This window comes from Corynebacterium jeikeium (assembly GCF_000738175.1).
Classification (GTDB): Bacteria; Actinomycetota; Actinomycetes; order Mycobacteriales; family Mycobacteriaceae; genus Corynebacterium; species Corynebacterium jeikeium_C.
This window is the reverse complement of record NZ_JFCH01000023.1, coordinates 19,489-44,937: the sequence shown is the minus strand read 5'-3', so window position 1 is coordinate 44,937 and position 25,449 is coordinate 19,489. Positions and strand designations below refer to the sequence as shown.

24 protein-coding genes are annotated in these 25,449 nt (G+C 63.8%); 2 read left to right on the top strand and 22 right to left on the bottom strand.

Translation table 11 applies throughout. The features are described 5' to 3' along the window. Positions 1-77: 77 nt before the first annotated feature. From JQ46_RS02750 to JQ46_RS02695, 12 genes are all read right to left on the bottom strand, one after another. On the bottom strand, positions 78-875 hold the full coding sequence (locus tag JQ46_RS02750) for a cytochrome c biogenesis CcdA family protein (protein WP_034985257.1): 798 nt from the start codon (positions 873-875) through the stop codon (positions 78-80). Continuing rightward, positions 876-1,448: a TlpA family protein disulfide reductase gene (locus JQ46_RS02745; RefSeq protein WP_192817225.1), complete on the bottom strand. Its 573-nt coding sequence runs from the start codon at positions 1,446-1,448 to the stop codon at positions 876-878. A gap of 37 nt (positions 1,449-1,485) precedes the next feature. After that, positions 1,486-2,091, bottom strand: coding sequence for a histidine phosphatase family protein (locus JQ46_RS02740; RefSeq protein WP_034985255.1), 606 nt, complete (start codon positions 2,089-2,091; stop codon positions 1,486-1,488). Between the two features lie 109 nt (positions 2,092-2,200). Then, positions 2,201-3,532 (bottom strand): glutamate-1-semialdehyde 2,1-aminomutase, encoded by a 1,332-nt coding sequence (gene hemL, locus JQ46_RS02735; RefSeq protein ID WP_034985254.1) that lies wholly within the window; start codon positions 3,530-3,532, stop codon positions 2,201-2,203. 63 nt (positions 3,533-3,595) lie between these two features. Further along, positions 3,596-6,367 (bottom strand): heavy metal translocating P-type ATPase, encoded by a 2,772-nt coding sequence (locus JQ46_RS02730; protein ID WP_034985253.1) that lies wholly within the window; start codon positions 6,365-6,367, stop codon positions 3,596-3,598. Between the two features lie 5 nt (positions 6,368-6,372). Next, the gene (locus tag JQ46_RS02725; RefSeq protein ID WP_034985252.1) at positions 6,373-6,918 is read right to left on the bottom strand and encodes a hypothetical protein; all 546 of its coding nucleotides are present in this window, start codon (positions 6,916-6,918) and stop codon (positions 6,373-6,375) included. A gap of 2 nt (positions 6,919-6,920) precedes the next feature. After that, positions 6,921-7,787 (bottom strand): hypothetical protein, encoded by an 867-nt coding sequence (locus tag JQ46_RS02720; protein ID WP_237744687.1) that lies wholly within the window; start codon positions 7,785-7,787, stop codon positions 6,921-6,923. A gap of 68 nt (positions 7,788-7,855) precedes the next feature. Then, on the bottom strand, positions 7,856-8,860 hold the full coding sequence (hemB, locus tag JQ46_RS02715; RefSeq protein WP_034985250.1) for a porphobilinogen synthase: 1,005 nt from the start codon (positions 8,858-8,860) through the stop codon (positions 7,856-7,858). Between the two features lie 35 nt (positions 8,861-8,895). Then, complete coding sequence (locus JQ46_RS02710; RefSeq protein WP_034985249.1) at positions 8,896-10,770, bottom strand: uroporphyrinogen-III synthase; 1,875 nt, start codon at positions 10,768-10,770, stop codon at positions 8,896-8,898. 148 nt (positions 10,771-10,918) lie between these two features. Further along, positions 10,919-12,022: a hydroxymethylbilane synthase gene (gene hemC / locus JQ46_RS02705; protein ID WP_237744686.1), complete on the bottom strand. Its 1,104-nt coding sequence runs from the start codon at positions 12,020-12,022 to the stop codon at positions 10,919-10,921. 8 nt (positions 12,023-12,030) lie between these two features. Beyond that, on the bottom strand, positions 12,031-13,494 hold the full coding sequence (locus JQ46_RS02700) for a glutamyl-tRNA reductase (RefSeq protein ID WP_034985247.1): 1,464 nt from the start codon (positions 13,492-13,494) through the stop codon (positions 12,031-12,033). A gap of 150 nt (positions 13,495-13,644) precedes the next feature. Beyond that, a complete protein-coding gene (locus JQ46_RS02695) occupies positions 13,645-13,968 on the bottom strand; it encodes a glutaredoxin family protein (protein ID WP_424647993.1) in 324 nt (107 codons plus the stop codon). An 85-nt stretch (positions 13,969-14,053) separates the two neighbouring features. Between JQ46_RS02695 and JQ46_RS02690 the strand changes: the two genes are divergently transcribed. Next, positions 14,054-15,310, top strand: a complete 1,257-nt coding sequence (locus JQ46_RS02690; protein ID WP_237744685.1) for an HAD family hydrolase — start codon at positions 14,054-14,056, stop codon at positions 15,308-15,310. An 87-nt stretch (positions 15,311-15,397) separates the two neighbouring features. Here JQ46_RS02690 and JQ46_RS10925 read toward each other — a convergent pair whose 3' ends face one another. The 5 genes from JQ46_RS10925 to JQ46_RS02670 all read right to left on the bottom strand — a co-directional run bounded on the left by JQ46_RS10925 (position 15,398) and on the right by JQ46_RS02670 (position 19,431). Next, complete coding sequence (locus JQ46_RS10925) at positions 15,398-15,499, bottom strand: 30S ribosomal protein bS22 (RefSeq protein WP_003855542.1); 102 nt, start codon at positions 15,497-15,499, stop codon at positions 15,398-15,400. 285 nt (positions 15,500-15,784) lie between these two features. After that, positions 15,785-15,985, bottom strand: a complete 201-nt coding sequence (locus JQ46_RS02685) for a helix-turn-helix domain-containing protein (RefSeq protein WP_005292138.1) — start codon at positions 15,983-15,985, stop codon at positions 15,785-15,787. Positions 15,986-16,308: 323 nt separating this feature from the next. Beyond that, positions 16,309-17,175 (bottom strand): pyrroline-5-carboxylate reductase, encoded by an 867-nt coding sequence (gene proC / locus JQ46_RS02680; protein WP_034985245.1) that lies wholly within the window; start codon positions 17,173-17,175, stop codon positions 16,309-16,311. A 115-nt stretch (positions 17,176-17,290) separates the two neighbouring features. Beyond that, positions 17,291-18,370: a membrane protein gene (locus tag JQ46_RS02675; RefSeq protein ID WP_034985243.1), complete on the bottom strand. Its 1,080-nt coding sequence runs from the start codon at positions 18,368-18,370 to the stop codon at positions 17,291-17,293. A gap of 125 nt (positions 18,371-18,495) precedes the next feature. Then, positions 18,496-19,431, bottom strand: a complete 936-nt coding sequence (locus tag JQ46_RS02670; protein ID WP_034985240.1) for a Ppx/GppA phosphatase family protein — start codon at positions 19,429-19,431, stop codon at positions 18,496-18,498. Positions 19,432-19,464: 33 nt separating this feature from the next. Here JQ46_RS02670 and JQ46_RS02665 point away from each other — a divergent pair, with 33 nt between their 5' ends. Then, positions 19,465-20,421, top strand: a complete 957-nt coding sequence (locus JQ46_RS02665) for a hypothetical protein (RefSeq protein ID WP_051876213.1) — start codon at positions 19,465-19,467, stop codon at positions 20,419-20,421. Positions 20,422-20,427: 6 nt separating this feature from the next. On the opposite strand, the gene JQ46_RS02660 is transcribed toward JQ46_RS02665, so the two are convergent. The 5 genes from JQ46_RS02660 to mshA form a co-directional block, all read right to left on the bottom strand. Continuing rightward, complete coding sequence (locus JQ46_RS02660; protein ID WP_034985238.1) at positions 20,428-21,120, bottom strand: response regulator transcription factor; 693 nt, start codon at positions 21,118-21,120, stop codon at positions 20,428-20,430. A gap of 143 nt (positions 21,121-21,263) precedes the next feature. Continuing rightward, complete coding sequence (locus JQ46_RS02655) at positions 21,264-22,589, bottom strand: sensor histidine kinase (RefSeq protein ID WP_034985237.1); 1,326 nt, start codon at positions 22,587-22,589, stop codon at positions 21,264-21,266. A 36-nt stretch (positions 22,590-22,625) separates the two neighbouring features. Beyond that, complete coding sequence (locus JQ46_RS02650) at positions 22,626-23,390, bottom strand: phosphoglyceromutase (RefSeq protein ID WP_034985235.1); 765 nt, start codon at positions 23,388-23,390, stop codon at positions 22,626-22,628. Positions 23,391-23,454: 64 nt separating this feature from the next. Continuing rightward, positions 23,455-24,111 carry a YbjN domain-containing protein gene (locus JQ46_RS02645; protein ID WP_034985233.1) on the bottom strand — a complete coding sequence of 219 codons (657 nt, stop codon included), beginning with the start codon at positions 24,109-24,111 and terminating at the stop codon, positions 23,455-23,457. A 58-nt stretch (positions 24,112-24,169) separates the two neighbouring features. Next, positions 24,170-25,429, bottom strand: a complete 1,260-nt coding sequence (gene mshA, locus JQ46_RS02640; protein ID WP_034985231.1) for a D-inositol-3-phosphate glycosyltransferase — start codon at positions 25,427-25,429, stop codon at positions 24,170-24,172. Between the last annotated feature and the right edge of the window lie 20 nt (positions 25,430-25,449).

The following is a 25,449-nucleotide window of genomic DNA, read 5'->3' as shown; positions in this document are numbered from 1 at the left end:
TTTCGCTCTCTCGTTATTCTTGACGCCCACTTCTCGGCCGCGACCTTTTCCCTTAAGCCAACGGCAGGAGATCGGCTTTAGATCGGCAGGGTCTGATCCGAGATGAATGCCTCCCGGATATAGTCCACGAACACCGCCCACTGCCCGGTGACCAGCAACAGGCCGACGATGACCAGCAACGCGCCGCCGATCATCTGGATGGTGCGGGAGTGCTTGCGCAGCCAGCCGACGCCCGTCAGCGCCTTCGAGGACCCCAACGCCACGACAATGAATGGTAGCCCGAGGCCCAGACAATAAGCGACGATCAAGACCACACCGCGGGCGGCCGTCATCCCCTGGGTGCCTGCGGAAACCGAAATGATAGAGGCCAACGTGGGCCCCAGGCAGGGTGTCCACCCCAGGGCGAACACTCCGCCCAGCAATGGCGCACCGGCGATGGTGGTCCAGCGCTTCGGGCTGAGGCGAGTATCGCGCTGCAGGGGAGAAATGAAGCCCATGAACACCACACCCATGGCGATGGTGACCACGCCGCCTATGCGCATCAGCAGGTCCTGGTTCAGCGTCAGCGCGCTGATCACCCCGAAGACCGTGACCGTGGCCAACACGAACACCACGGTGAATCCCAGTACGAACAGCAGCGCTGCGGTGGCCACCCGGCCGCGTCTGGCTTTGACCACCGTGCCTTGCTCCGTGAACTCGGTCTCCGCGCCCACCACTCCGGCGAGATAGGAAATATACCCCGGTACCAGCGGAATCACGCACGGGGAGGCGAAGGAAACCAGACCCGCAGCAGTGGATACCAGCAACGCAAGCAGTAGCGGACCGGCGGCGGCCGTATCCGCGAAGGTCTCTCCGATGGACTCCGCGAGGATCATTTAGGCTTCCTCGTCCAGCAGCGGCTCGACTTGCTCCCACAACTCCTTGTCCGTGATTTCCTTCAAGAAGATGTGGGCCGGGCGGTGCTGCTTATCCAACACGATCGTGGTGGGAATAACGGAGGCCGGCACGCCGCCCAGCGCCAGGGCGGTCTTGAACGGCGGGTCGTAGATCGACGGGTAGGTGATCCCGTTGTCCTTCACGAAGTCCTGCGACTTTTCCTTGACGTTGTCGCGCACGTTGATGCCCAGGATGGTGCCGCCGCCGTGTTTCTCCAGCTTCTCCTGAACGCGCTGCAAGTCATCGGATTCGCTTCGGCACGGCCCGCACCACTGCCCCCAGGCGTTCAGCACCACGACCTGGCCCTCGAAGTCCGAGAGGTTGATGTCATCGCCGCCGTCCAGATTGGTGCCGGTGAAGTCGGCGACCTCCTTGCGCTCCTCTGGTTCGTAGTGGATGCTGGTCTGCCCGCCGGGGGCTACGAATTCAAACGTTCCACCACTGGCCACCGCGTCCTTACCCGCGGTGCTTTCCTCTCCGCAGGCAGTAAGCGCTGCCCCGCTGGCAAGCATAGTTGCTGCAAACACTGCCGTTAGCTTTTTACGCACCTTAAATCTCCTGCGCCGGCTCGGAATAGAAGATGTCCGTCAGCTGCCCGCCGTCGAAAACCAGCGAAGTCACGGAGGCCAACTCGCACTGGCGATCAGCCGGATTGTGCGCCAGGGGCAGGCCCTGCACGTCGCGCTGGATCATCACGATCGGCAGCTGGTGGGTGACTAGCACTGCCTCGTGCCCGCGGGCCTTCTCTCGCGCGGCGTCTACGGCCTCCCACATCCGATCGGCAATCTCCTGGTAGGGCTCGCCCCAGCTGGGGATGGTGGGATTCTTTAGCATGGGCCAACGCTTCGGGTTCCACAGCGCGCTGCGTACGCCCTTGATGTGCAGACCCTGCAGATCGTTACCTGCCTCGATAATGCGCTCGTCCGTGTGGACCTCCAGGCCCAGCTTCTCGGAGAACGGCCGGGCGGTTTCCTGCGCCCGCTGCAGCGGGGAGGCAGCCAGGTACACCACGTCGTGATCAGCGAGGTCCGCTGCGGTGGCATGCGCCATGTTCCGCCCCCGCTCGGAGAGGTGATAGCCGGGCAAACGGCCATAGAGAATGCGATCCGGGTTATGCACTTCTCCGTGCCGTACTAGGTGAACGATCGTTGCCATGGTCACCTAGCTTAGCGTGCCCGCCACCCCAACCCAAGTAAGGCAAACCCTGCTTTAAGTGCTTCTTACTGGGGTTTTAGATTCTTTGAATTAGACCCCAGCGCGAAACTTAAACCGCAGGGGTGGCCGCCGCAGCAGCCTCCGCAGCCGGCGTGGCGGCCGCCGCGATCTTCTCGAAGTCGGCATCGGTCAATGCCGTGGAGACGAACCAGGTCTCAAACACGCTTGGCGGCGGGAATACGCCGCCGTCCAAGAAAGCGTGGAAGAAGGCCGGGTAGCGGAAGGTATCCGCGGCCTTCATGTCCGCGAAGTTCGCGCCCTCCCCCTCGGCGAAGCGCACGCTCACCATGCTGCCCGCGCGCTGGATGTGGTGGGCCACGGAGGCCTTAGTCAAAGCGTCGGACAGGATGCCTGCCAGCGCGTCGGCATTCGCATCGAGCTTCTGGTACGCGGCGGCGTCAGCCAACTTCAAAGAGGCCAGACCCGAGGCGACGGCAACCGGATTGCCCGACAAAGTACCGGCCTGATAGACCGGCCCCACCGGCGCGAGGTGATCCATGATCTCCGCCCTGCCGCCGAAAGAGGCGGCGGGCAGACCACCGGAGACGACCTTGCCGAACGTTGTCAGGTCGCCGGCCACGCCATCCCTGCCGTACCAGCCGGACTCGCTGACGCGGAAGCCCGTCATGACCTCATCGACGATCAGCAGGGCCCCGTTTTCGTGGGCAATGCGCTGCAGTTCCGCGTTGAAGCCATGCGGGTTAACGGTGCCCATGTTGCCGGCGGCACCCTCTACGATGATCGCGGCGATCTCGCCCGCGTGGGAGGCAAACGCATCTTCCACGGCCTGCACGTCACGGTAAGGCACCACGACGGTATCGCCCGCGGCGGCCTTGGTGATGCCCGGGGAATCCGGCAGGCCAAACGTAGCCACGCCGGAACCGGCCGCCACCAGCAGCGAATCGACGTGACCGTGGTAGCAGCCCTCGAACTTCAGGATCTTGTCGCGACCCGTGTAGCCGCGGGCCAGGCGGATGGCGGACATCGTGGCCTCGGTGCCGGAGTTCACCAGGCGGGCCTTCTCCACGGAGGTGCGGCGGACGATCTCCTCCACCAGGTCAACCTCCATCGTGGTCGGCGCACCGAAGGAAAGGCCATGACCCGCGGCCTCCCGAACTGCCTCCACGATCTGCGGGTGCGCATGCCCGTGGATCATCGGCCCCCAGGAGCAAAACAGGTCCACGTAGGAGTTGCCGTCGACGTCGTGCAGCGTAGAACCCTGCGCGGAGGTGATAAACGGCGGGGTGCCACCCACAGATCCGAACGCGCGAACCGGGGAATTCACCCCGCCCGGAATCAGCGTGCGAGCCCGATCGAAGGCTTTCTCGCTGGCCTGGTGCGAAGAGTTGTTTGAGTGCTGAGGGTCGGCATTAACAGACACGAAAGGAATCCTTCCTGCCACTTCACTAGTGGTTAGCTTGCAATCCCCACCAGCCTAGCGCGGCTAACGCTGGGACTGCTCATACTCCTCGTCCGCGGCCTCCGCACGGGCCAGGGAAATCGCCTCGGCGCGCTGCTTCTCCTGCTTGCGCAACTCGCGGATCTCCCGCCGGCGCTCCACCCAGCCCTGCCACGAGTGGGTCTGGCGCAGTGTGCCGCGCGCATAGTTACGGTGCAAGATGCGGGCGCTCCGGCTTTCGATCAAAGTGGAGCTGAGCAGCATAAACACCGTAGCCAGCAGGGGGTTGAGTACGCCGACGACCGCCAGCGTCGCGCCGACCGCGTTGTACGTCCAGGACAGCCACACGTTCCAGTCGGTGGTGTTGCGAACGTGGCGGACCAGGTTCACCAGCTCCGGCAGCGCGGAAACGTCCTCGCGCTGCATCACCACGTCCGCCGCCTCGGCGGCGGAGGGGTCGATGCGGTTGGAAGAAGTCATGAGGATTCCCACATCCGCGACTCGCAGCGCGCCCAGCACGTCGCTATCGCCCACCATCGCCACGCGCACGCCCATGGCGTGCACTCCGCGCACAGTGGCCTCCTTGCGGTTCGGTGCGATACCAGCCAGGACGGTGGAGATGCCGAGCGCGTTCGCCGTCCGGCGAGCCACCGGGTAGATGTCGCGGGAGAGCATGTACGTCTCCAGCTGCATGTCTTCCAGCCGGTCGATCGCGGCCGGGGCATCGTCCTTGAAGCTATCGGCCAGGTTGATCACACCGCGGTCTTTGCCCTTCCAGCTGACGATCACGGGCGAGCCGCCGTTCAAGGCTGCCGTGGCCAGGCGCGGGTCGCGGATTTCACCCAGGTCGTGCGGGCGCCACAGGCGTGCCTTAACGTGGCGCATCTCCCCCTCCATCGGCAGTTCCACCATGCCCTCGAAGGTGCCGTCCTTGGTGATCTTCACCTCGCCCACGTCCAGCCAGTTGGGGATCCCCTCCCCGCCCGCGCCGCTATCGCGCGCCTCGCGGTCGGCACGCACCAGCGCCTGAGAAACCGCGTGGTTCGATTCCAGGGACAGAGCACCGGCCACGCGAAGGATCAGGTCCGGGTTTTCCCCCTTGACAGGTGTGACGTCGATGACATGCATCGGCCCATCGGTGAGGGTGCCAACGCGGTTGAAGATGATGGCGTCCACCTCAGCGAGCTTGTGAATGGTGCCCGTATCCCGTAGTAGAGCGCCCGAGGTGGCAGCGCGCCACAGACCCAAGCGCAGCGCCAGGGGCGCCGACAGGGCCAGGGCGACGGGCGCGACGACTGCCAACAGGGACAAGACGGTAGCCATCGCCGCATCAACGGACTTAGTAATGGCCAGCCAGGCGATGAAGTCCACCGCCGTCAACACGAAAGCCCACGGCACCAGCAGGCTGGCGGTGCGGTTCGTCAGCTGCGTCAGGCGAGTCTCGTCCAACGCGGACCCGCGCACCCAACGGTGCATCGCAGCCAGGCGCGTAGAGGAACCCGTAGCGTGTACACGCATCTTCAACGTGCCGCCGTAATTGCGGGCGCCGGCGAAAATGCGGTCGCCGACGGAAACCTCGAAGGTTCGGTGCATGCCGCCCACCGGACCCATATCCACCAGGGACTTTCCACTGATGATCTCGCCGTCACTGGGCACCATCATGCCGGTGGGAATGATGATGTCGTCGCCCGTGCGGATCTCCGCGATCGGAATATCCTTCTTCTCCGTCTTCGACTTACGAGTCTTACGCACCACCGTGACTTCCTTGGCTGCGGGCACGGTCAGCACGGAAAGGATCGACTTCGAACGCAACGCCGTGCGTCGGGAAAGTAGCCTGCCGAAAAGCAGCAGGATAGTGCCGCCACAGGCGACGTCGAAGAAGATCGCGCCCTCGATGTCCTGCGCAGACCACACTCCGGCGAACAGCACCTGATGGCTTTGCCACCCCACGTTGCCGGCGGAAGTGAAAATCAGGGTGCACGCCGAGTACAAGTAGGCCAGAAGGATCGCCACGGAGCTGGCGCCATCCAGGGCGGATTGCCTGCGCCTTAGACCCCCGAAGAATGCCCGGTGGAATGGCCACGCGCACCACGTCGCCACTGGGGTGGCCAGCGCCAAGCAGACCCACTGCCAATAGTCGAACTGCCAGGCGGAAACCAGCTGCAGCACCACCACCGGCAGCCCAAGCACTACGGCGACGATCAACCGCATGCGAGTAATCAACTGTCGGGCGGTGTGCAGGCCCTCGGTGGAATCGAAGGGGTTCTGGCGGCGGAACCTATCCATCTCCACCTTGTTCCGGTCTCGCCTCTTGCGGCTCTCCGCCGCGGCCCATGCCCGCCGGTGGTCGCTGGCGTGGCGCCGCATGCGCCGGCGCGTTTCCTCGATCTCCAGCCGCGAGGCGCGGCGGCGCAGGGAGGAATCCGTCAGCCAGCTATCCAGGTTGTGCCTTTCCAGAACCTCCTGGATCTGGGCGGGCAGGACGTGATCTTCCGCGGAGATCCATGCCATGCCGGTGGAGTACACCACCGCGGCCTGCACGCCCGGAATGTCATTGAGTTCCTCCTCCACAGTGGTGGCGGCCACCGCGGATTCCAGTCCTTCCAGGCGGTAGGCGAAACTGGCGAGTCCCCAGTGTTCGCGTGCGGCACGGTCGGCTTCCTCTTCGGTGGACGGCGTGCGGTCCATGTCGAAGCCGGCCTTCGCCGCCGCCTCGCGGGCCTGCAGGATCGCTTCGTCGACGTCATCGACACCCACGGCAGCTTTTCGCGCCGCCCGGCTGCTGGCCGGGACGATCCTTGAGTCGTTTTCAGCCATTGTTGTTAACTCCGCAGGCTATCGCCCGGCAGGGTACCGTCACCTTCGATGGGTGGTCCATCGAGCCGATGCCCGGCGTCAAAAAACGGGTTAACCGCAGGGCGATAGGCCATCAGCAGCGCGACTGCCAACAGCAAGGCCAGGATGGCCTGCCCGGGGCCTGTGAAGCCGAAAACCCACCCTGCCAGCATGAACAGGATGCCCAGTGCGCCGAACCACAGCACCAGGCGGCGCTTGCCGCGGTAGCCGTCGCGCACGCCGCGGGAGAAGTAGACCAGCACCGCGCCGACCACGACGTTGATGCCGCCGAGGATACGCACGTTGTTGCGCACGAAATCCATCTTCTCAGCTTCCTCTGCGTTCATCGGCTCGCGGTCCCATGAGGCCGTCAGGGATAGCACGCCGGAAAAAATCATCAGCAATCCTAGAACCACCAGCATGGCGAAGCTGATGATCACCAGGCGCGGCGTGGGATCCCCGGGCTGCCAGTATTTAACATCGCGGTTCGGGTCCTGGCCGCTCGGAACCATCGAGGGAAACATCGCGGGCATGGTTAGCGCCCTCCCCAGGTGTGGTCGGTGTGATCGGTGCGGTCGCTATCGTTGCTGTTCTTTTGTTTTTTTAGCTCTTCTTTTTGACGCCGCGCTTCCGCCTTGTACTCGTCCATCTCCTTGGCGTACTTCTCCATTTCCTTAGCGCTGGGCATGCCCAACCAGTCGTGGTTCTCCGGGCGGGACATAAACCACAGGCCCAATGCAGCGCATACGCCGGAAAGGATGGTCAGAATGCCGATGAGCAGAACGAAGCCTACGGGCATGAAGTCCGGCCCGTTGGCGAACGTGATGAGCACCGCGTTGAAGATCATGAACACGGAGGCGACGTTCAGGAACAGGCGGGAGTACGGAGCCCCGCGGCCTGCGCGCCAGGCCAGGTAAGCGCACGCCACCGAGGCGATGATGCCCCACATCAGCGAGCTGATGTTTACCTGCATGGCGATCTCAGAGGCATCCTGATCTGCAAAAACGCTGGCGAACATGCCACTTTGGCTATCGAGGAGACCCTGGCTGCTCTGGGTCAGCGCACGCGGGTCGACGATGTTGGCCACGAACTGCACCACGCTGGCCAGCAGCTGTAGCGCGGCTACCGCCAGCCAGGCCCATACTCCGTAGCGCACGTCTTCCGGCGCCTCCTTGAGGTTCGGAGCGAGGCCGTCCTTGCGCCCCACCTTCGGAGGCTTCGGCGGCTTGAGGGGTTGCTGCGGGCCGTGTGAACCATACGGCCCCTGCGGGCCGTGCGGCCCCGGCTGCCCCTGCGGGTTCTGCTGGCCCCGCTGTGGCCCCGGCTGCTGGCCGTGCGAGGCCTGCTGAGGGCCGCCCTGGGAACCACCCTGGAGGCGGGGGTCGTGTTGCTGTGTGCTCATATGTGCGCTGCTGTCGGTGCTGTTCATACAGCCATCTAGCCTACTGTGATTACTGGTGATTAAGCATCTTAGCCCTGCAGCATCTGCGCCACGCGGGTTGCCCAGTAGGTCAGGATGATGTCCGCCCCGGCGCGGCGGATGCCATAGATGGATTCCATGATCGCAGCTTCCTCGTCGATCCAGCCGTTCTGCGCAGCTGCGGAGATCATCGCGTACTCGCCGGAGACCTGGTAGGCCGCCACGGGCACCGGGGACATGTTCGCCACTTCACGCAGCACGTCCAGGTAGGGCATGGCGGGCTTGACCATCACCATGTCCGCCCCCTCGTCGATGTCCAGCTGGGTTTCCAGGATGGATTCCCGCAGGTTGCGGGGATCCTGCTGGTAGGTGCGGCGGTCGCCCTGCAGGGAGGAGCCCACGGCCTCGCGGAAGGGGCCGAAGAAAGCGGAGGCGTACTTCGCGGAGTAGGCCATGATCGATACGTCCTGGTGACCGGCCGCGTCCAGTGCTTCGCGGATGTGCCGGATCTGCCCATCCATCATTCCGGAGGGGCTCACGATGTGCGCGCCAGCCTCGGCCTGTGCAACTGCCATCTTCGCGTACTGCGGCAGGGTGGCGTCATTGTCCACGATCTGGTGGCCGTAACGGTCGGTGGAGAGCACGCCACAGTGGCCGTGGTCTGTGAACTCATCCAGGCACGTATCGGCCATCACCAAGATGTCGTCGCCGAAGCGCTCGCGGACGGCGCGCAGGCCGCGGTTTAGAATGCCGTCCTCAGCTACCGACTGGCTGCCGGTCGCATCCTTGTCCTCATCCAGCGGCACGCCGAACAGGTCGATGGATCCCACTCCTGCGTTCGCGGCTTCTTCCACCGCGCGCAGCAGCGAATCCTCGGTGTGCTGCTGCACGCCGGGCAGGCTGGTGATGTCCCGCGGGGCGTCCAGCCCATCGGCGATGAACATCGGAAGCACCAGCCGATTGGGGTTCAGGTCCGTCTCCGCAGTGAAGTTGCGCATCTGCGGGGACGTGCGGAGTCGGCGGGGGCGACGGAACGGGGTGTAGTTCGAAGTCATGCCAACGATGCTACTCCCGCGCCCGGACGGGCTTGTTAGGCCCCGGTGTCCTTCTTCTCGCTCGTCTTTTTACGACGCCGCCTCCGCTTCCGCGGAGGCGGAAGTTGTCCCTTAGCGCGCAGGTCAGCCACGTGGTCAGCGAGGGCGTCCACAAGCTCCGGCACGCCAGCGGCCTCCGGCATGACGTCGACGCGTAGGCCATGCTCGCGAGCGGTCTGTGCGGCCATCGGCCCGATGCAGGCAATAATGGTGCGCGCGTGCGGCTTGCCCGCGATGCCCACCAGATTCTTCACGGTCGAGGAGCTGGTGAAGCAGACTGCGTCGAAGCCGCCGGTTTTGATCATGTCGCGGATCTCCGGGCTGGGCGGGGCGGCGCGCACGGTACGGTAGGCCACGACGTCCTCCACGTCCCAGCCGAGGTCGATCAGGCCGTCGACCAACACGTCGGTGGCAATGTCGGCGCGCGGCAGCAGCACGCGGTCGACCAAATCCAAGTCCGGGTCGTGTGGCGGGAAAACGTCCACCAGGCCCGCGGCGTTGCGCGCATCGTCCTTCGGCAGCAGTTCCGGGGTGATTCCCAGATCCTTCACTGCCTGGGAGGTCTTCGGACCCACGGCGGCCACGCGCACGCCCGCCAGGGCGCGGGCGTCGAGACCGAACTCCCGCAGCTTCTCCCACACGGCCTTCACGGCGTTGACGCTGGTGAAGACAATCCAGTGGTAACGGCCATCAACCAGCCCCTTAATGGCACGCTCCATCTGCACGGGGCTGCGGGGTGGTTCGACGGAGATGGTGGGCACCTCCACGGGGATAGCGCCATGCGAGGCCAGGCGAGCACTCATGGGGCCGGCCTGGTTTTTGGCACGTGGCACCAGCACGGTCCAGCCGTACAGAGCGCGGTTCTCCCACCAGGAGTACTTAGAGCGGTTGCCCACCTGGGAGCCCAGCGTGACGATCAGCTCGGCCGGCAGCTCGCCATCCTTGGCAGCGGGGCCGGACTGGGTGGTGACGGACTTCAGGGTATCCAGGGTCGCATCGTAGCTGCGCTGACGGCGAGTAGTGCCGTGCAGCGTAACGGTCGCCGGAGTCGTTCCGGCGATGCCGCGAGCCTTCAGCTCCTGCGCAATGGTCGCCAGATCACCCGGGGCGGCGGTGAGGATCAACGGCAGCCCGGAGGCAGCCAGCTGGTCCCAGTCGGCGCCACCGCGAACATCAGCCTCAGTGACGTCCGGGCCAAGGCCAATACCGGTAAAGGCGGGAACGGCCACGGATCCGGTCATGCCGGGGATGACCTGGAATTCCACGGAGCTAGCTGCGACGTGTTGCAGTTCGTGCATGACCGCCGGGTTGCTCAGCGGGTTGCCGGCGACGAGGCGGACAACGTCGTTACCCGCCTTAGCGCAGGCGAGCATCTGCTCGGCTAAAACGTCCGGCGCGACGGCATCCGGCACCGGCTCGCCGTAGGTCTCTGCTCCGGCATCTGACTCGTCATCTGCGCCGGCTTCTCTGCCGGACTCTGTTCCAATCTCAGGATCCGTGGCCGCCGGGGCGGCCAACACGATCTCCGCGGCAGTCGGCGGGGCCGGGCGCGGCGGGCGGCGGCGCGCACCAGCCTCCTTGGCGGCCTTTACCTTCGCCTCCCACTCGGCCTCTGCGGCATCCAGCTTCTCCTGCGGCACCGGCAGACGGGTGGCGATGATGTTCTGCACGGATTCCAATACCGACGGATCCACCCACGCATGGGCGGTAGTCTCCAGAATGTCGCGCGCGCGGATGGTCAGCAGCTCCGGGTTTCCCGGGCCCGCGCCCACGAAGAGGATCCGGCCGCATCCAGTGGGTGCCAGGTCGGCGACTGCCGCCACTGCGGCGGAATCAGCGCCCCCTACCTGGGCATTTCCGGAATCGGTCATAGTGGAACTTTCTAACTTGTCGGGTCTGTAATTGTGTCTTGAAAAATCTGCTTGGGGCAGCCGCGCGCATGTAGCCCCGGCGGCTACGTACACGGTGCCGGTGAAGTTTGAGGGTGGGGCGCCGCAGGGGGCGCTCCCGAAGAAAAAGCTATTCAGCCTCGGCCACTAACTCGGCGGCACCGTCCTCGAGTAACTCTCTGCCTATGTCGGTGCCTATGGCTCTGGCGGCATCTATGCACTCGCGCCAACGAGGTTCCTCGGCGGCGGGGAATCCCTCGTCCGCAGTCGGATCCGGAATGTCGAAGGCGGCCTCGCCGCTGCGCACCAGCTTGCGGGAGCCGTTCATGGCGAACACTCCACCGAATACGCGCAGGACGTAGCGCTGCTCTGTGCCTTCTGTGCCTTCTCTGCCTTCCTGCTCCACCCACTGGGAGTATGCAGCAACCGGCGCGGTGCAGCCGGCCTCCAGGGTGGAAAGCACAGCCCGCTCGGCCACGGCGGCCATGTGACTGGGCAGGTGGTCCAGGTGGCGGACGGCCTGCCAGGCGGCCTCGTCATCCGCGCGGACCTCTACGCTCAGCGCACCCTGCGCGGGCGCGGGCATGATCGTGGACGGATCGATCGACTCGGCGGCGCGATCCAGCTGGCCTACGCGCTCCAGGCCCGCACGGGCCAGAACCACCGCGTCCAGGTCCTTTTCCGTGCGCCCCATGCGGGTATCGATGTTTCCACGCAGCGGCAGCAGCTCCAGGTCCGGGCGTACCGCGCGGATCTGGGAAACGCGCCGCGGTGCGGACGTGCCCACCTTAGCGCCCTGCGGAAGCTCCAGCAGCGGCTGATTGTTCCGGCTGACCAGCACCTCACGTGGATCCACCCGGCGCGGAACGACGGTACGGAAACGCGGGTCCGGGGCAGTCGGCAGGTCCTTGAAGGAGTGCACGGCCACGTCACACTCACCGGCTTCCAGGGCCTTGCGCAGCGTTTCGGTAAACACACCCACGCCGATCTGTGCGACCGGGGTCTGCGCCGCTTGGGAGGCATCGCCCGGGGTCTGCACCAGATGCAGCTCCGCCGCGTAACCAGCGGATCGCATTCCGGCGCGGACGTGGCTGGTCTGCGTTGTAGCCAGTGCGGACCTACGGGTGCCGATCAGGAAAGTACGGCCGCCATCGGCCGCTGGGTTAGCGGCGTTAGCTGAGTTGGCGGTGTTCGCGGCATTGGCGGCATTAGCGCCACTAGATGTTGCGGACATGGAAAGTCTTAAGCCTCCTTCGCTACCTGGCTAATGCGGGCAGCGCTTGGAATTTGATCGGCACGGGCAGAGGTTCCCGCGGTCTGGGCCGGCCTGGTGTCGGTCTGTCCCGGCTGGGTCACCGAATCCACCATCCCGTTGGGCAGATTGAACAAGGCAGCCAACGCATCCGGGTAGCTGACCTGCTGGCCACCGGCGGAAAGCTTCTTGGCCTGCACCGTTGGGGTGTGCAGTAGCTTATCCACCACGCGCTTCATCGACTTGACCACAGCCTCGCGGTCGGCCTCCGACATGTCGGGGGTCAGTCGCTCCAGCGTCATCAGCTCTTCGGCCATGACTTCCCCGGCCTTCTGTCGCAGGGCCTTGACGGTGGGCACCACGGACTGCGCGCGCTGCTGCTCCAGGAAAGTCTGCAGCTCGTCGGCCACGATCTCGCGTGCCGGGTCCTCGTCCTGCACCTGGTCGCCGGCCATCGTCGTGAGCTCCTCGATGTTCAGCAGCTTCACGCCGTCGATGTCCGCCACGGAACGCTCGATGTCCGCAGGCATGGAAAGATCAATCAGCACCTTCGTGCCCGCCGCCCCCATGGCCGCGCGCACGTCCCGCTCGGTAACCACATTGCCCACCGCGCCGGTTGCGGAAACCACAATGTCCACGGCGCTCAGGCAGTCGGCCACTCCGTCCAACGGCACGGCGGAGGCATCCACCCCCGCCTCACGCGCGTGGTTCACCAGGTTCTCCGCCCGCGACAGCGTGCGGTTAGCCACGGTCACGTGGTCGATACCCAGCCTGCCCAGGTGGGTGGAAGCCAGGGATGCCATAGCCCCCGCACCGATAATCAGCGCACGGTGGCCGGCGAGGGGTTGGGACGAAGGGGCGTCATCAACAACAGCAGAAAGAGCACGCGCGGGCTCGACGTAGCGCAGCGCCTGATCCACGGCGAAAGACACCATGGAGGCGCCCGCCGAATCGATGGCGGTCTCGGAGTGCACGCGCTTGCCCGTCCGGAGGGCTCGCTGGGTCAGGTCGTGCAGGGTACGCCCCACCGTGCCGGTCTCGTTGGCGGACTGGTAGGCACTGCGCAGCTGGCCGATGATCTGCTGTTCGCCGATGACCATAGAATCCAGCCCGGAGGCGACCTTCAGCATGTGCTCGGCCGCGGAGTCCGCGTAGTGCACGTACAGGTGCGGCTCCAGCTGGGTGGTCTCCAGTCCGGAGAACTGCGCGATCGTGTCCACCACGTGGTCCAGGCCGGAGTGGAAGGCGTTGGCGACCGTGTAGAACTCCATGCGGTTGCAGGTGGAAAGCACCAGCGATTCGGAGATCACGTCGTTATCCACCAGCGATAGCTGCATTTTCGGTAGATCCGCATCGGCGACCGTCGCCTGCTCCAGCATGGTCACCGGAGCTGAGCGGAAAGACAGTCCGACCAGCAACACCGACGCGGAACCAGTCCGGGTGCTACTACTCATATGTCTTCATGCCTCCTGCAGGGATCACTTGGGGAACGGCCGCTCGCGGGGCTGAACCCCCAAGTAGTTACGAGTGTCTACGGTAGCCCTTAACCCACCCCGTTGCCAAAACGAGTTCGCGGGGCTGCTATATAGCGGCTATACAGTGCTCTAGCCCTGCTCCAGCGCCGCGATCAGCTCGTCATCGTCGATTTCCCAGCACGCGACCTCCTCGTCGTCGACGAGCACGACGGGCACGCGGTCGCCGAACTCTTGTGCCAATTCCTCTTTTTCTTTGGTGACGCCACCACGGTCCAGCTCGATCACTTCCACCGTCGTGCCGAAGCGCTGCGCGATGGGCAGGATTTGCTGGTGTACGCGGGCGCAGGAGCCACACGTCGAGCGGCTGATCAGCTGCACTCGTGCGGACTGGGCTGGCATCTGCGCCGACACCTGGGCAGGGTCCTGATCTGGGGAAATACTGTCAGAGCTCATGGGCTCCCATGCTACCCGCCGGAAAGCCCCCAGCTAATACCTCTCGGCAGCGCTATCCCCGCATTTTCAAGGTAACTTAATGTGTGTGAATGCAGCGCCTGATCTAGAACCGTCGGACCACCCCACACCGGCTCCTGGCCGGAATGCGGGTGAGCGCGCGGGCCTACTGGCGGAATGGCGCGATATTGGCAGTGAGTGGCGAGGCTACCTGCGCGCACTCTCCCTGACTGCGCAGTCTTTCCTCCGCGAGTTCCGGGAGGAACGCTTCGGAAAACCTCGCCGCGAAAAGACCTCAAGCGATGCTGAGCGTGCGGCGGCGGAGAAGGTGGCGCCGCAACCCAAGAAACACGAACACCCCACCCCAACGACACAAAACCTGCAGGTCGGGTACGGTACCGGCGCCCCACAAGCGCTCTGGGAGCTCAGTGAGGCGCAGCTGGATCAGCTGGCGCACAGCTACGAGATCGAGGGCGACCAGCTGCGTACCGGGCTAGCCAACCTGGAGGGCGCGGGGCTGGCAGCGGAAAAGCCGCGGTATCTGGACCACCCCGATCCCTCGATCCCGCAGGATGCCGGAGTCGGCGCGTTCTTCGACGTGGATAACACGCTGATCAAGGGCGCCTCGATCCTGCTCTTCGCTCGTGGCCTGGCGAAACGGCGCTTCTTCACCGCCCGACAACTGCTGGGCTTTATTTGGGTGCAGATGAAGTTCCGAGTGCTAGGCAAGGAAAGCGCGGACGACATCTCCAGCGGCCGGGAGCAGGCGCTGGCGCTGGTGAAGGGGCGGAAGGAATCTGAGGTCATCGAGATGGCCCAGGAGATCTGGGCGGCGACGATCGCGGAACGCATCTTCCCGGACACCAAGGAACTGGCCGACATGCACATTCAGGCGGGCCAGCAGGTGTGGCTGGTGACCGCCTCGCCGGTGCAGCTGGCGCAGATCATCGCCAAGGAGTTGGGATTCACCGGCGCGCTAGGCACCGTGGCGGAGGTGAAGGATGGCCGCTTCACCGGGCGCATGATCGGTCACATGCTGCACGGTGAGGAAAAGAAGCACGCCGTTATCGCCCTGGCCAACTACGAGGGGCTGGATCTGCAGCGCTGCACCGCGTATTCGGATTCTGTGAACGACCTGCCGATGCTTTCCACCGTGGGAACGGCTGTGGCGATCAACCCAGATTCCAAGCTGCGCAAGGCGGCGTTGGAACGCAGCTGGGAGATCCGCGACTACCGGCGGCTGCGCCGTGCACTCCGCCGCATCGGCGGGACGCGGCTGGCGGCGGGAGCTGGCCTGCTCGGGTTGGCCGGTGGCGCGGGCATGTGGGCGCGGAAGCGGCGCTAGAGCTCCCCGGGAACGCAAAAACCCACCGTAGCCACGCCCATTCGAAGGGCGCCTGCGGTGGGTTTCTCTAAATGCGGCAGCGGAAGGCTACTTACCGAGCTTCCTACGCTGAACGCGGGTCCGGCGCAGCATCTTGCGGTGCTTCTTCTTGGACATGCGCTTGCGGCGCTTCTTGATGACAGAACCCATGGGGTAAGCCTCGTTTCTCTCGGTTAGTTATCTCTTCAGGTTAAAGGTCTGCTCCCCCACCGCCGGACCTTTTACGGCGGCGGAGAAGATGTGTCCTCGGATGCACGCTGCCTGCTACAAGGGGCTAACCACAGGGGCTGCCACACAAGAGTTGCTTCACATCCGTAGACACGAATGTTCCACAGTTTAGCCCCCTGCGCCCTGGAGAAACAAAAATCCCCCATCACCGGGCGGGTGGCTTAGACCACCTGGCTCCGAAAATGGGGGACTGTTGCGTCTCGCTAGTTAGCCGGTCTGGCCGGGATTGTACTCGGAAGCTCCGAGGTACGCCTCGACAGCGGATCCACGAACGCGGAAGTTGCGGCCGACCTGTACGGCAGGCAGCTCCTCCGAGTGGATGAGACGGTAAACAGTCATCTTCGACACGCGCATGAGATCGGCGACCTCTGCGACGGTCAGAAATGTTCCATTTTCGGTGTTAGCCATAGATCATCACTTTCTTTGCGCTCTCATGCGCTGCAGGCTTCCCCTCCTGCAGGACTTCACACGTGATCGCTCGCGAACCATCATAACGTGAAATATGTGAATAATGTGCAACAAGGGTGACCATTGAGGGCAGATTGCCCGTTGTGGCCTACGCAACTCAAGGCGCCATAAGCCCACACCTGTTACTGGCCGTGACCGGATTGAACAGGCGTGATTTGTGTTAAACCATTGTGTCTAAAAAGATCACTGAGGTCGCTCGGAAAGGGGAAGAAATTAACCCCATTTGGGCGGGGCTCACGTCTACGCACCGCCCACAGGCGCACTTAGTTATCGCCGTTAGCCGCATTCGCACCCGGCTTCGGTGCACCCAGTTCCTCGGAGCGGTCCTTACATGCCTCCATGGCGCGGAAGAATGCTCCGCGGATGCCGGACTCCTCCAGCTCGCGCAGAGCCGCCGCAGTGGTTCCCCCAGGGCTGGTGACCTTGGTACGCAGAACGGACGGCGTATCCCCGCCCTCTGCGAGGTTTCGGGACATCATGGTGGCCGCGCCCTGCACGTTGGCGATAGCCAGCTTCTCCGCCAGCGGGCGGGCTAGCCCCAGCTGCACAGCAGACTCGATCATGGCTTCCACAACCAGGAAGATGTAGGCCGGACCGGAACCAGAGACTGCCGTGACGGCGTCCAGCTCTTTTTCCTTCACGATGACGGCCTCGCCGACCTTGGACATGATGTCCTGCACCGTCTTTAGCTGATCCTCTTCGGCAAAGCGGCCACCGGCGATACCGATCGCACCCTTGCCAACCAGCATCGGGGTGTTCGGCATCGTGCGCACAACGGTGGTGCCCGCGGGCAGCGCGGACTCCATGGTGTTGATGGTCACGCCTGCCGCCAGGGAAACCACGATCGTGTCCTGGGAGTTACTGTCCAGCACCTCGGCCACTTCGTCCAGCACGATGGGGACGATGTTGGGCTTCACGCAAATGAACAGGATATCGGCACCTTCGGCCGCCTCGCGCCCCTCGCGGGCAGTAACCATGCCGTACTTATCCTTGAGCTCGTCCAGCCGCTCCTGCGACGGATCCGCGACGATGATCTTCTTTGCGTCTGCGGCATCCTCAGTGTCCGCAACGATTCCGGCGAGCAGGGCTTCGCCGATGTTTCCTCCGCCAATAATTCCAATTTGAGTCATATAAACCAGCGTGCCAGGATTGGCGGCTTCCTGCTACCCCGCCCTTTTGGTTCCCCGCAAATACCAAAAGGGCGCTGGCTCGCCAACCAGCGCCCGTCCACGTCTTAGGAGGCTTTTACAGCCCCTGGACTAGTCGCGGCCCGATCGTCAGTACCAAACCAACAATGGCGGCAAGGATCATCAGCAGCTTGTCGCGGTGGCGCAGCAGCGCGTGCACCAGTCCAACCAACAGCAGCGTCACGGCAATGGCCAGCACCAGCGCCAGAACCGCCGGAGCCTTGGCCCAGATCAAACTGAAGCCGAAGAACACGCCCACACCCACGGCAATCGCCAGGATTGCCTGCAGGATCATCATCGGCCAGGAGATCGTGTCGTCTTCGTACTCGACAACTTCGCCGTCCTCGAGGGATTCCTCGAGCTGCGCGAACTGTGCCTGTTCGTCACTGGTAGCCTGCGACCGCGACTTGACGCCCACCTTGTCAGCAGCGTCCGCCTCAGTCGACTTAGCAACCCCAGCGGCGCCAGCTGCCCCGGCTCCGCCCGCTGCCGCTGCCGCGGCGACCCCGGCCTTGCCTGGCTTCTCAGCGCTGCCAGGCTTGGCTGCCTTTTCAGCCTTGCCAGGCTTTTCGGCAGGCTTTATCGGCTTGACTTCCTTGGTTGCCTTCTTGGCCTCAACCTTCTCGGCCTTCTTGGCCTCAGCCTTCTCAGCCTCTGGCTTTACCGACGGCTCCTTCTTGGCTTCCGGCTTTTCAACCACCTTGCCGCGCGCGACCTCGCCGAAGGTCGGCTTTTCAGCGTCAGCACCCTTGACGTCCTTAACATCCTTGGAGTCCTCGACATCCTTGGCAGTAGCAAGCTGGCCGGTCTGTTCCTCCGGGCGCTCCGGGGTGCGGCTTACGGAACGCTGATCCGGCTGGAGCTTCTTCTCCTTCTTCTCCTGCTTCTCGGGCTGTGTCGCCACAGTGTCCTTGGCGGCAGCCTTCGGAGCGGCCTTATCTGTAGCCTTGACCGCGGACTCATCCGAAGCTGTGTCGTCCTCGGTCTGAACTACTGGAATGGAACCCGTCAGCTCGGCAACGGAAACGCCGCCCTTCTCCAAGTTGCGGTGACGGCGTCGACGCCGGCCAGTGTCAGCAGGACCTGCTTCGCGCCCGTTGCGGGCGAGAAGTTCGGCGACTGTCAGCTTCTCACTCATCCATTGATCCCATCACTTGATCACTTGCAACGCAGTCTCAACTGCCCTCAAGCGTCACTTTAAACATATGTCTTCAAACACACTACTTTACTCGCCTACATATAGGCAGAAGCAACTGGCGTTACTTACGTCAAATCCGGATTATGGTCGAGCTGGCGGAAGATCACGCCCTCGCGCAGCGCCCACGGGCACATGTGCAAAACCTCAATATCCAGCTTGCGCATCGCCGCCTCGGCCACCAGCGCGCCGGCAACGACCTGGTGCGAACGCTCCGCACTCACCCCCTCCAACTCCGCCCGATCGGCGGCAGTCATGCGGGAAATAAAGGCGATCAGCTGTCGCAGGCCGGCCTGGGTCAAGGTGCGCTTTACCCGCGGGCCAGCGGAAGAAGGCGCCGCACCCGTCAGCCGCGCCAGCATCCTAAAGGTCTTAGAAGTGCCCACCGCCAAGTCAATGTCGCCGGAATCCAGCAGCTTTTCCACCGGATCATTCAACTCTTCGTCGATGAACTCCCCCAGCTCCGCGACCTTCTTTTTAGATGGCGGGTCGGTATCGAACCATTCGCGGGTCAAGCGCCCCGCACCCAGGTTCACGCTGCAGGCGACATCCGGATCCTCGTCCATGCCAATAGACATCTCCAGGGAGCCGCCGCCAATATCCAGGTCACAGATGCGCCCAGCGGACCAGCCGTACCAGCGCCTTACCGCCAGGAACGTCAGTCGCGCTTCCTCGTCCCCCGACAGAATCCGCAGGCGCACGCCGGTTTCCTTCTCTACCCTGTCCAGCACTTCCTCGGAATTCTCAGCCGAGCGGATCGCGGAGGTAGCAAAAGGCAGCATGCCTTCGCAGCGGAACTGCTCCGACATCTCCTTGGCCAGAGCCACCCCATTGAGCAACTTCTCCTGTCCCTTTTCGTTGATGGCACCCTTCTTATCTAGGTATTCCACCAAGCGCATGGGAGTCTTCCAATTGCTCATTGGAGTCGGCGGTCCGCCGCGCTGTGCATCGACGACCACCAGATGAACCGTATTGCTTCCTACGTCAAGCACACCTAATCGCACGCACCCCAGCCTAATGGGTCTACGGTGGAACGCGTGAATGAAACGTCTGCGGAGATCGAATCGGGAACCTCAAACAACGAGCTAGCCACCGGCTATCCGGAGGGCACACCCGCTGACCTATCCATCCGCGCCGGTCACGAAATGCCCGCTGACCACGCCCGCGAATGGCTGGAGTTCATCGACCCCGCCGATTCCGAACACATCATCCAGGTGGATCTCACGTGGTTGCTGTCCACGTACCGTTGCCGGTTCGGCACGGAAGCCTGTTTAGGTATTGACGCCGAGAATCCGGACGTCGGCTGTTGCACCCACGGTGCATTTCTCACCGACGAAGACGACCGCGCGACCCTGCGGAATGTCGCGGAGAAGCTCACGGCGGAAGAGTGGCAGAACCGCCCCGCGGAGATGGATGAATGGGAGGCGAAGGGGCGTCCACAAGAAAAAAGCGGCGACGACATCGAACCGTGGCTCGAATGGGACGAGCTAGAAAACGACGAGGGCGAGATGGAACCCGCCCTGAAGACCGTGACCACCAACGGGGCGTGCATCTTCGCCAACCGGGAGGGATTCCCCGCGGGCCGCGGGTGCGCACTGCACGCCTGGGCGCTGCGCAACGACGTCGAGCTGACCGCGGCGAAGCCCGAAGTGTGCTGGCAGGTGCCGCTGCGGCGACTTGAGGACTGGGAAACCCGCCCCGACGGGGTGGAGATGCTGCGGACGACCGTCACCGAATACAACCGCCGCGGATGGGGCGACGGCGGTGAGGACTTTGACTGGTACTGTTCCTCGGACCCGAACTGCCACGCAGGTGGCGAAGCATTGTGGCGCACCGGCCGCGAAGAGCTGACGGAACTGATCGGCGAAGAGGCCTACGAGGTGCTGGCCGCGAACTGTGAAGAACGGGAAAAGCTGGCTAAGGTCTCCCCCAGCGGGTTTCCGTTGCTGTCGATCCACCCGGCGACGGCCGAAGCACGGCGGCGCGGGATTTAGGCGGAGTTAGGCCTCGAACTTGTAGCCCAGGCCGCGGACGGTCACCAAGATCTCCGGGCGGGAGGGGTTGCGCTCGATCTTGGAGCGCAGGCGCTTGATGTGCACGTCCAGGGTCTTGGTATCGCCGACGTAATCGGCGCCCCACACGCGGTCGATCAGCTGGCCACGGGTCAACACGCGGCCGCTGTTACGCATGAGGTACTCAAGCAGATCGAATTCCTTGAGCGGCATAGGAACCTTCTGCCCGTCGACGGTGACGATGTGGCGCTCCACGTCCATCATCACGCGATCCTCCTGCAGCACCAGGCCGTCGTCGGCGGGAGCCTCGACCTCCACCTCACCGCCGCGGCGCAGAACGGCGCGGATGCGGGCGATCAGCTCGCGGGCGAAGTAGGGCTTGGTCACGTAATCGTCGGCGCCGAGCTCGAGGCCCACGACCTTATCGATCTCACTGTCGCGAGCCGTCACCATAATCACCGGCACGCTGGAGGTTTGGCGCAGCTGGCGGCACACCTCGGTGCCGGACATGCCGGGCAGCATCAGGTCCAACAGAATGATGTCGATGTTTTCCGCAGCGAAGGTATCCAGCGCAGTGGGACCGTCCGGAGCCATAAAGACCTCGAAACCTTCCTTTTTCAGCAGAAACGCAAGAGGTTCCGCCAAAGACTCTTCGTCTTCGACAATCAAAACGCTCGTCACAGCCGCTCAATAACCTTTCAAAGAAAAATTTTTAAAGCTACAGAAACTATCCGCAACTATCGTAACGTGCCCACAAGCTTTAGGGAGTAGCAACCCTCAAGACACCCTGTTCACTGGGGGATCACCAAAACATAACCCGGAGGTCATTCTTTGTCCTCTGCGTCCGGATCTGTGTCCTCTTTATCTGCGCCCGTAACGTCCGTGCCCGCTACGTCTGTGCCTAATGCGCTCTTGTGTTCCGCGTCGTCCAGGCGCCGCGCGTCCGGAATGACCGGAATCTCTCCGCTCGGCAGCTCCTTGGTCTTACCCTCCTGGAAGCGTGGGAGCTCCAAAGTAAAGGTGGAGCCTGTCCCCAGCCGGGACCACAGGGAAACACTGCCACCGTGGTTGGCCATCACGTGCTTCACGATGGCCAACCCCAGACCCGTACCGCCCGTGTCGCGCGAGCGCGCCTTGTCCACTCGGAAGAACCTCTCGAACACGCGCTTTTGGTCGTCCTGGGAAATGCCGATGCCCCGGTCCGTCACGCGGATGGTCACGGTATCGCCCTGTGCTTCGCGGGAAATGGAAACGGGCGAGCCCTCCGGTGAATAGTTGATGGCGTTGGTTAGCAGGTTGGACACGCTGGTAACCAGCAGCCCCTTGTCGCCCTTCACCATCGCCCCAGAGCGCCCGTCCTTAACCAGGTCGATGTTGCGCGCTTCGGCCGCCAGGCGGCAGCGATCAATCGCGTCCTCGATGACCTTGTCGATGCTCAAGACCTCCAGGTCCGGCAGCGATTCCGCACCCTGCAGCTTCGACAGGCTGATCAGCTCTGTAATCATCTGGTTCATGCGACGCACTTCGACGATCAGCTTCGAGCCGAAATACTCCACGGCCTCTTCGTCATCGCGCACCGACATGAGGGTCTCCACCAGCAGCGAGATCGCTCCCACCGGTGTTTTGAGCTCGTGGGAGACGTTGGCCACGAAGTCGCGGCGGGCGGATTCCATGCGCACGGTTTCGGAATCGTCGGTGGCGTACACCACCGCAAAGCGGTCATCCACGAGGGAAAGCAGCTGAACCTGCCCGGCCACGGCAATGACGGGTCGGTTGCTGCGGCGCGGTGGGGGCAGGAAGTTCAGCTCGCGTGGCTCCTGGTCTGCGAAGACCCGCTCCACCATTTTCCACGCTTCGGCGTTCAGGTTCCGCTCATGCACCAAACCCAATTCGTGGGCGCGTGGGTTGGAGAGTACAACGTTGCGTTTGCGGTCCACTACCGCCACCGCATCGGGCGAGGACTGGATGGCGAAGTGCAGAACCTGCGCCACCGTGGAAACACGATTGCCCTCGAGCTCCCTTTGGGTGTGGGTGTTGCGCTGAGCCTTCACTCGCTTGCGGTATCCCCACATGCCGAGCGCGCCCAGGCACACGCCGACGATCAGCCCAAAGAGCAGCCCAAGGGCAACCCCTGAGGTTAGAAATCCCAAGGCTTAAAATCCCAAGGCTATAACTTAGCCCGGCTCTTACTTAGCCTGGCCCTGTGCGGCGACGGCTGCGGCACCAGCGGCAGCTGCCTCCGGATCCAGGTAGTCGCCACCCGGGTTCAGAACCTTGCCATCCGCGTCGATGCGGTAGACCAGCGGGATGCCGGTCGGGATGTTCAGACCCGCGATGTCCTCGTCGGAGATCTGGTCCAGGTGCTTAACCAGCGCACGCAGGGAGTTGCCGTGCGCGGCAACCAGGACGGTCTCGCCGTTCTTCACACGCGGCTCGATCTCTTCCTCGTAGTACGGGATGAAGCGCTTGACGACGTCCAGCAGGCACTCGGTGGCCGGAATCTCGGGCAGGTCAGCGTAGCGCGGGTCGTTGGTCTGGGCGTACTCGTTGTCAGCGTCGATGGCCGGCGGCGGGGTGTCGTAGGAACGGCGCCAAGCCATGAACTGCTCTTCACCGTACTTGTCCTTGGTCTCTGCCTTGTTCAGCCCCTGCAGCGCGCCGTAGTGGCGCTCGTTCAGGCGCCAGTCGCGTACGACGGGGATCCAGTGGCGATCCGCCGCGTCGAGGGCGATGTTGGCGGTGGTGATGGCGCGGCGCAGCAGGGAGGTGTACAGGATGGTCGGCTCCAGGCCAGCTTCCTTGATCATCTCGCCGCCGCGAACTGCCTCCTCGCGGCCCTTGTCGGTCAGTCGCACGTCTACCCAGCCGGTGAACTGGTTGGAGGCGTTCCATTCACTCTGGCCGTGACGCAGCAGGATCAGATTTCCGTGGGAGTTGTTTTGCTCGCTCATACTCCCAATTCTGCCATGATGTGCGCCCGCGCGCCCCTGGATTTGGCGGTACCGCCTATTCCGTTTATTCTTCCGGGTCTGCTTTTGTTTCTTCCGCTTCGCCTTGGTCACTGCCGTCAGCACGACCGTGCTCCGTACCGTCGCTGGTGCCGTCTAGGTCGGGGGTGCTCGGGCTCTTTGCTTCGGACGCCAACTTGGAACCCGGTGGCGGCGCCAGCAGCTGGACCTCCTGCTCGGAGGGCTTGAGGTGTGCGAAGGCCGCGAGGTTCACGGTAGGTTCGCCACGGGACAGGCGCCATGCCCACTCGTGGCGGATGGAGGAAGCAAAGCCACGCTCCAGGATGCGGTTGAAGTCCGCATCCGCCCGCTCCAGAACCTGCCCCAGGATCCGCTGAATGTCCTCGCTGCTGGTGTTATCCGAGAACTGGCCCACCAGGTAGATGTCGTTGTTCCGGTCCAGCGTGTAGTGCACTCCAAAGCTGCGGCGGTTGGCGTGCAGCAGCAGCTTGTAGACCTCCTCCTGACCTTCCTCCACCGCGCGGCAGACAAAAGCCTCCACGCGGAACATGCCGTCCTGCGGAATGAAGATGCAGTTTGTCTTCAGGCGCTTCTCGCCCGGCAGCACGACTACGACGTTGCCGTCTTGCCCGGCCGGCCCCTCGGGGAGGGTGTACTCGACTTCCGCTTCGTCCAGAAGTTCACAAATCCGTGTGCGATCCATAAGCCCCAAACTACATTTCCGCCTGCCGCGGCGCAGTCACCTTGGATTTTCCCCGGTTCTACCCGGCAGGCTGGCGCTCCCCACGGTGGCCGGCGGGCGGCAGCTCTTCGTACAGCTTGTGCAGCGCTTCCGCGGATGCCTCCCAGGAGAACTTAGCGGCGTGGCTGGGGGCATACTCCCCCATTGCAATGCGCAAATCGTCGTCCAACACCAGCTTGCCCAGCGCATCGGCCCAGTCGCCCGCATCGTGGCCGTCCACCAGCAGGCCGGATTTCTCATCCTCCACCGCGATCGGCAGGCCGCCGGTGCGCGTAGCCACGACAGGCGTGCCACACGCCTGCGCCTCCAGCGCCACTAACCCAAAGGACTCGTTGTAACTGGGCACGGCCACGATGTCCGCCGCCCGATACACGCCCACCAGCTCCTCGGGCGGGCGCGGAGCCAAGAAGCGCACGCAACGGCTAATCCCCAGCTCCTCGGCCAGCAGCTGTAGCCGCTCCAACTCCTTGCCGCCCGCCCCGGAGGACCCACCGCAGATCACCACGGCCAGCTGCTGCTGAGGGTGCCGGTCCAAAAGCTCCGCCACTGCTCGCAGCAGCACCTGCGGCCCCTTCAATCGCTGCAACCGGCCGACGAAACCAATGACCTTCGTCCGGAAGGGAATGCCCAGTTCGCGGCGTGAACGCTCGGTCGCACGATCCGATCCAGGCGTGAAGCGATCCACGTCTGCCCCCGGTGGGACGACCTTGATCGCGCACGTGGTGGCGTCATAACCCTCAATAAGGTCCTGCACCTCCTGGTCCGTGTTTACGATCAGGAGATCCGCATTGTCCACGATCTGCTGTTCGCAGATGCGGCGCGATTCCGGCTCGCGCGAATCACCATCGGCCAGGGAATTGTTCTTCACCGCCGCCAGCGTGTGGGCCGTGTGCACCCAAGGGACCTGCCAGAAATCGCGCAGCAGCCACCCGACCTGCCCGGAGAGCCAATAGTGCGAGTGGATCAGGTCGTAGCTCACCCCCTCCTCGCGACAAAAGGCCAGGATCGAGCCCGTGAACGCCGCCAGCTGCGTGGGCAGCTCCTCCTTCGACAGCCCCTCGTACGGCCCAGCCACGCAGTTGATCACCCTGAGCCCCGGGCGAACGTTGACTACCTCGCCCTGTAAAGGCCGGGTCGCTCGGGTAAATACATCGACCGTGACGCCCTTACGTTCCAGCTGCTCAGCAATGTTTTTCACGTATACGTTCATCCCGCCGGCATCCCCCGTGCCGGGTTGCTCGAGAGGTGAGGTGTGCATGGAGATCATAGCGACGCGCATACCGCTCAAGCTTAGCCAGG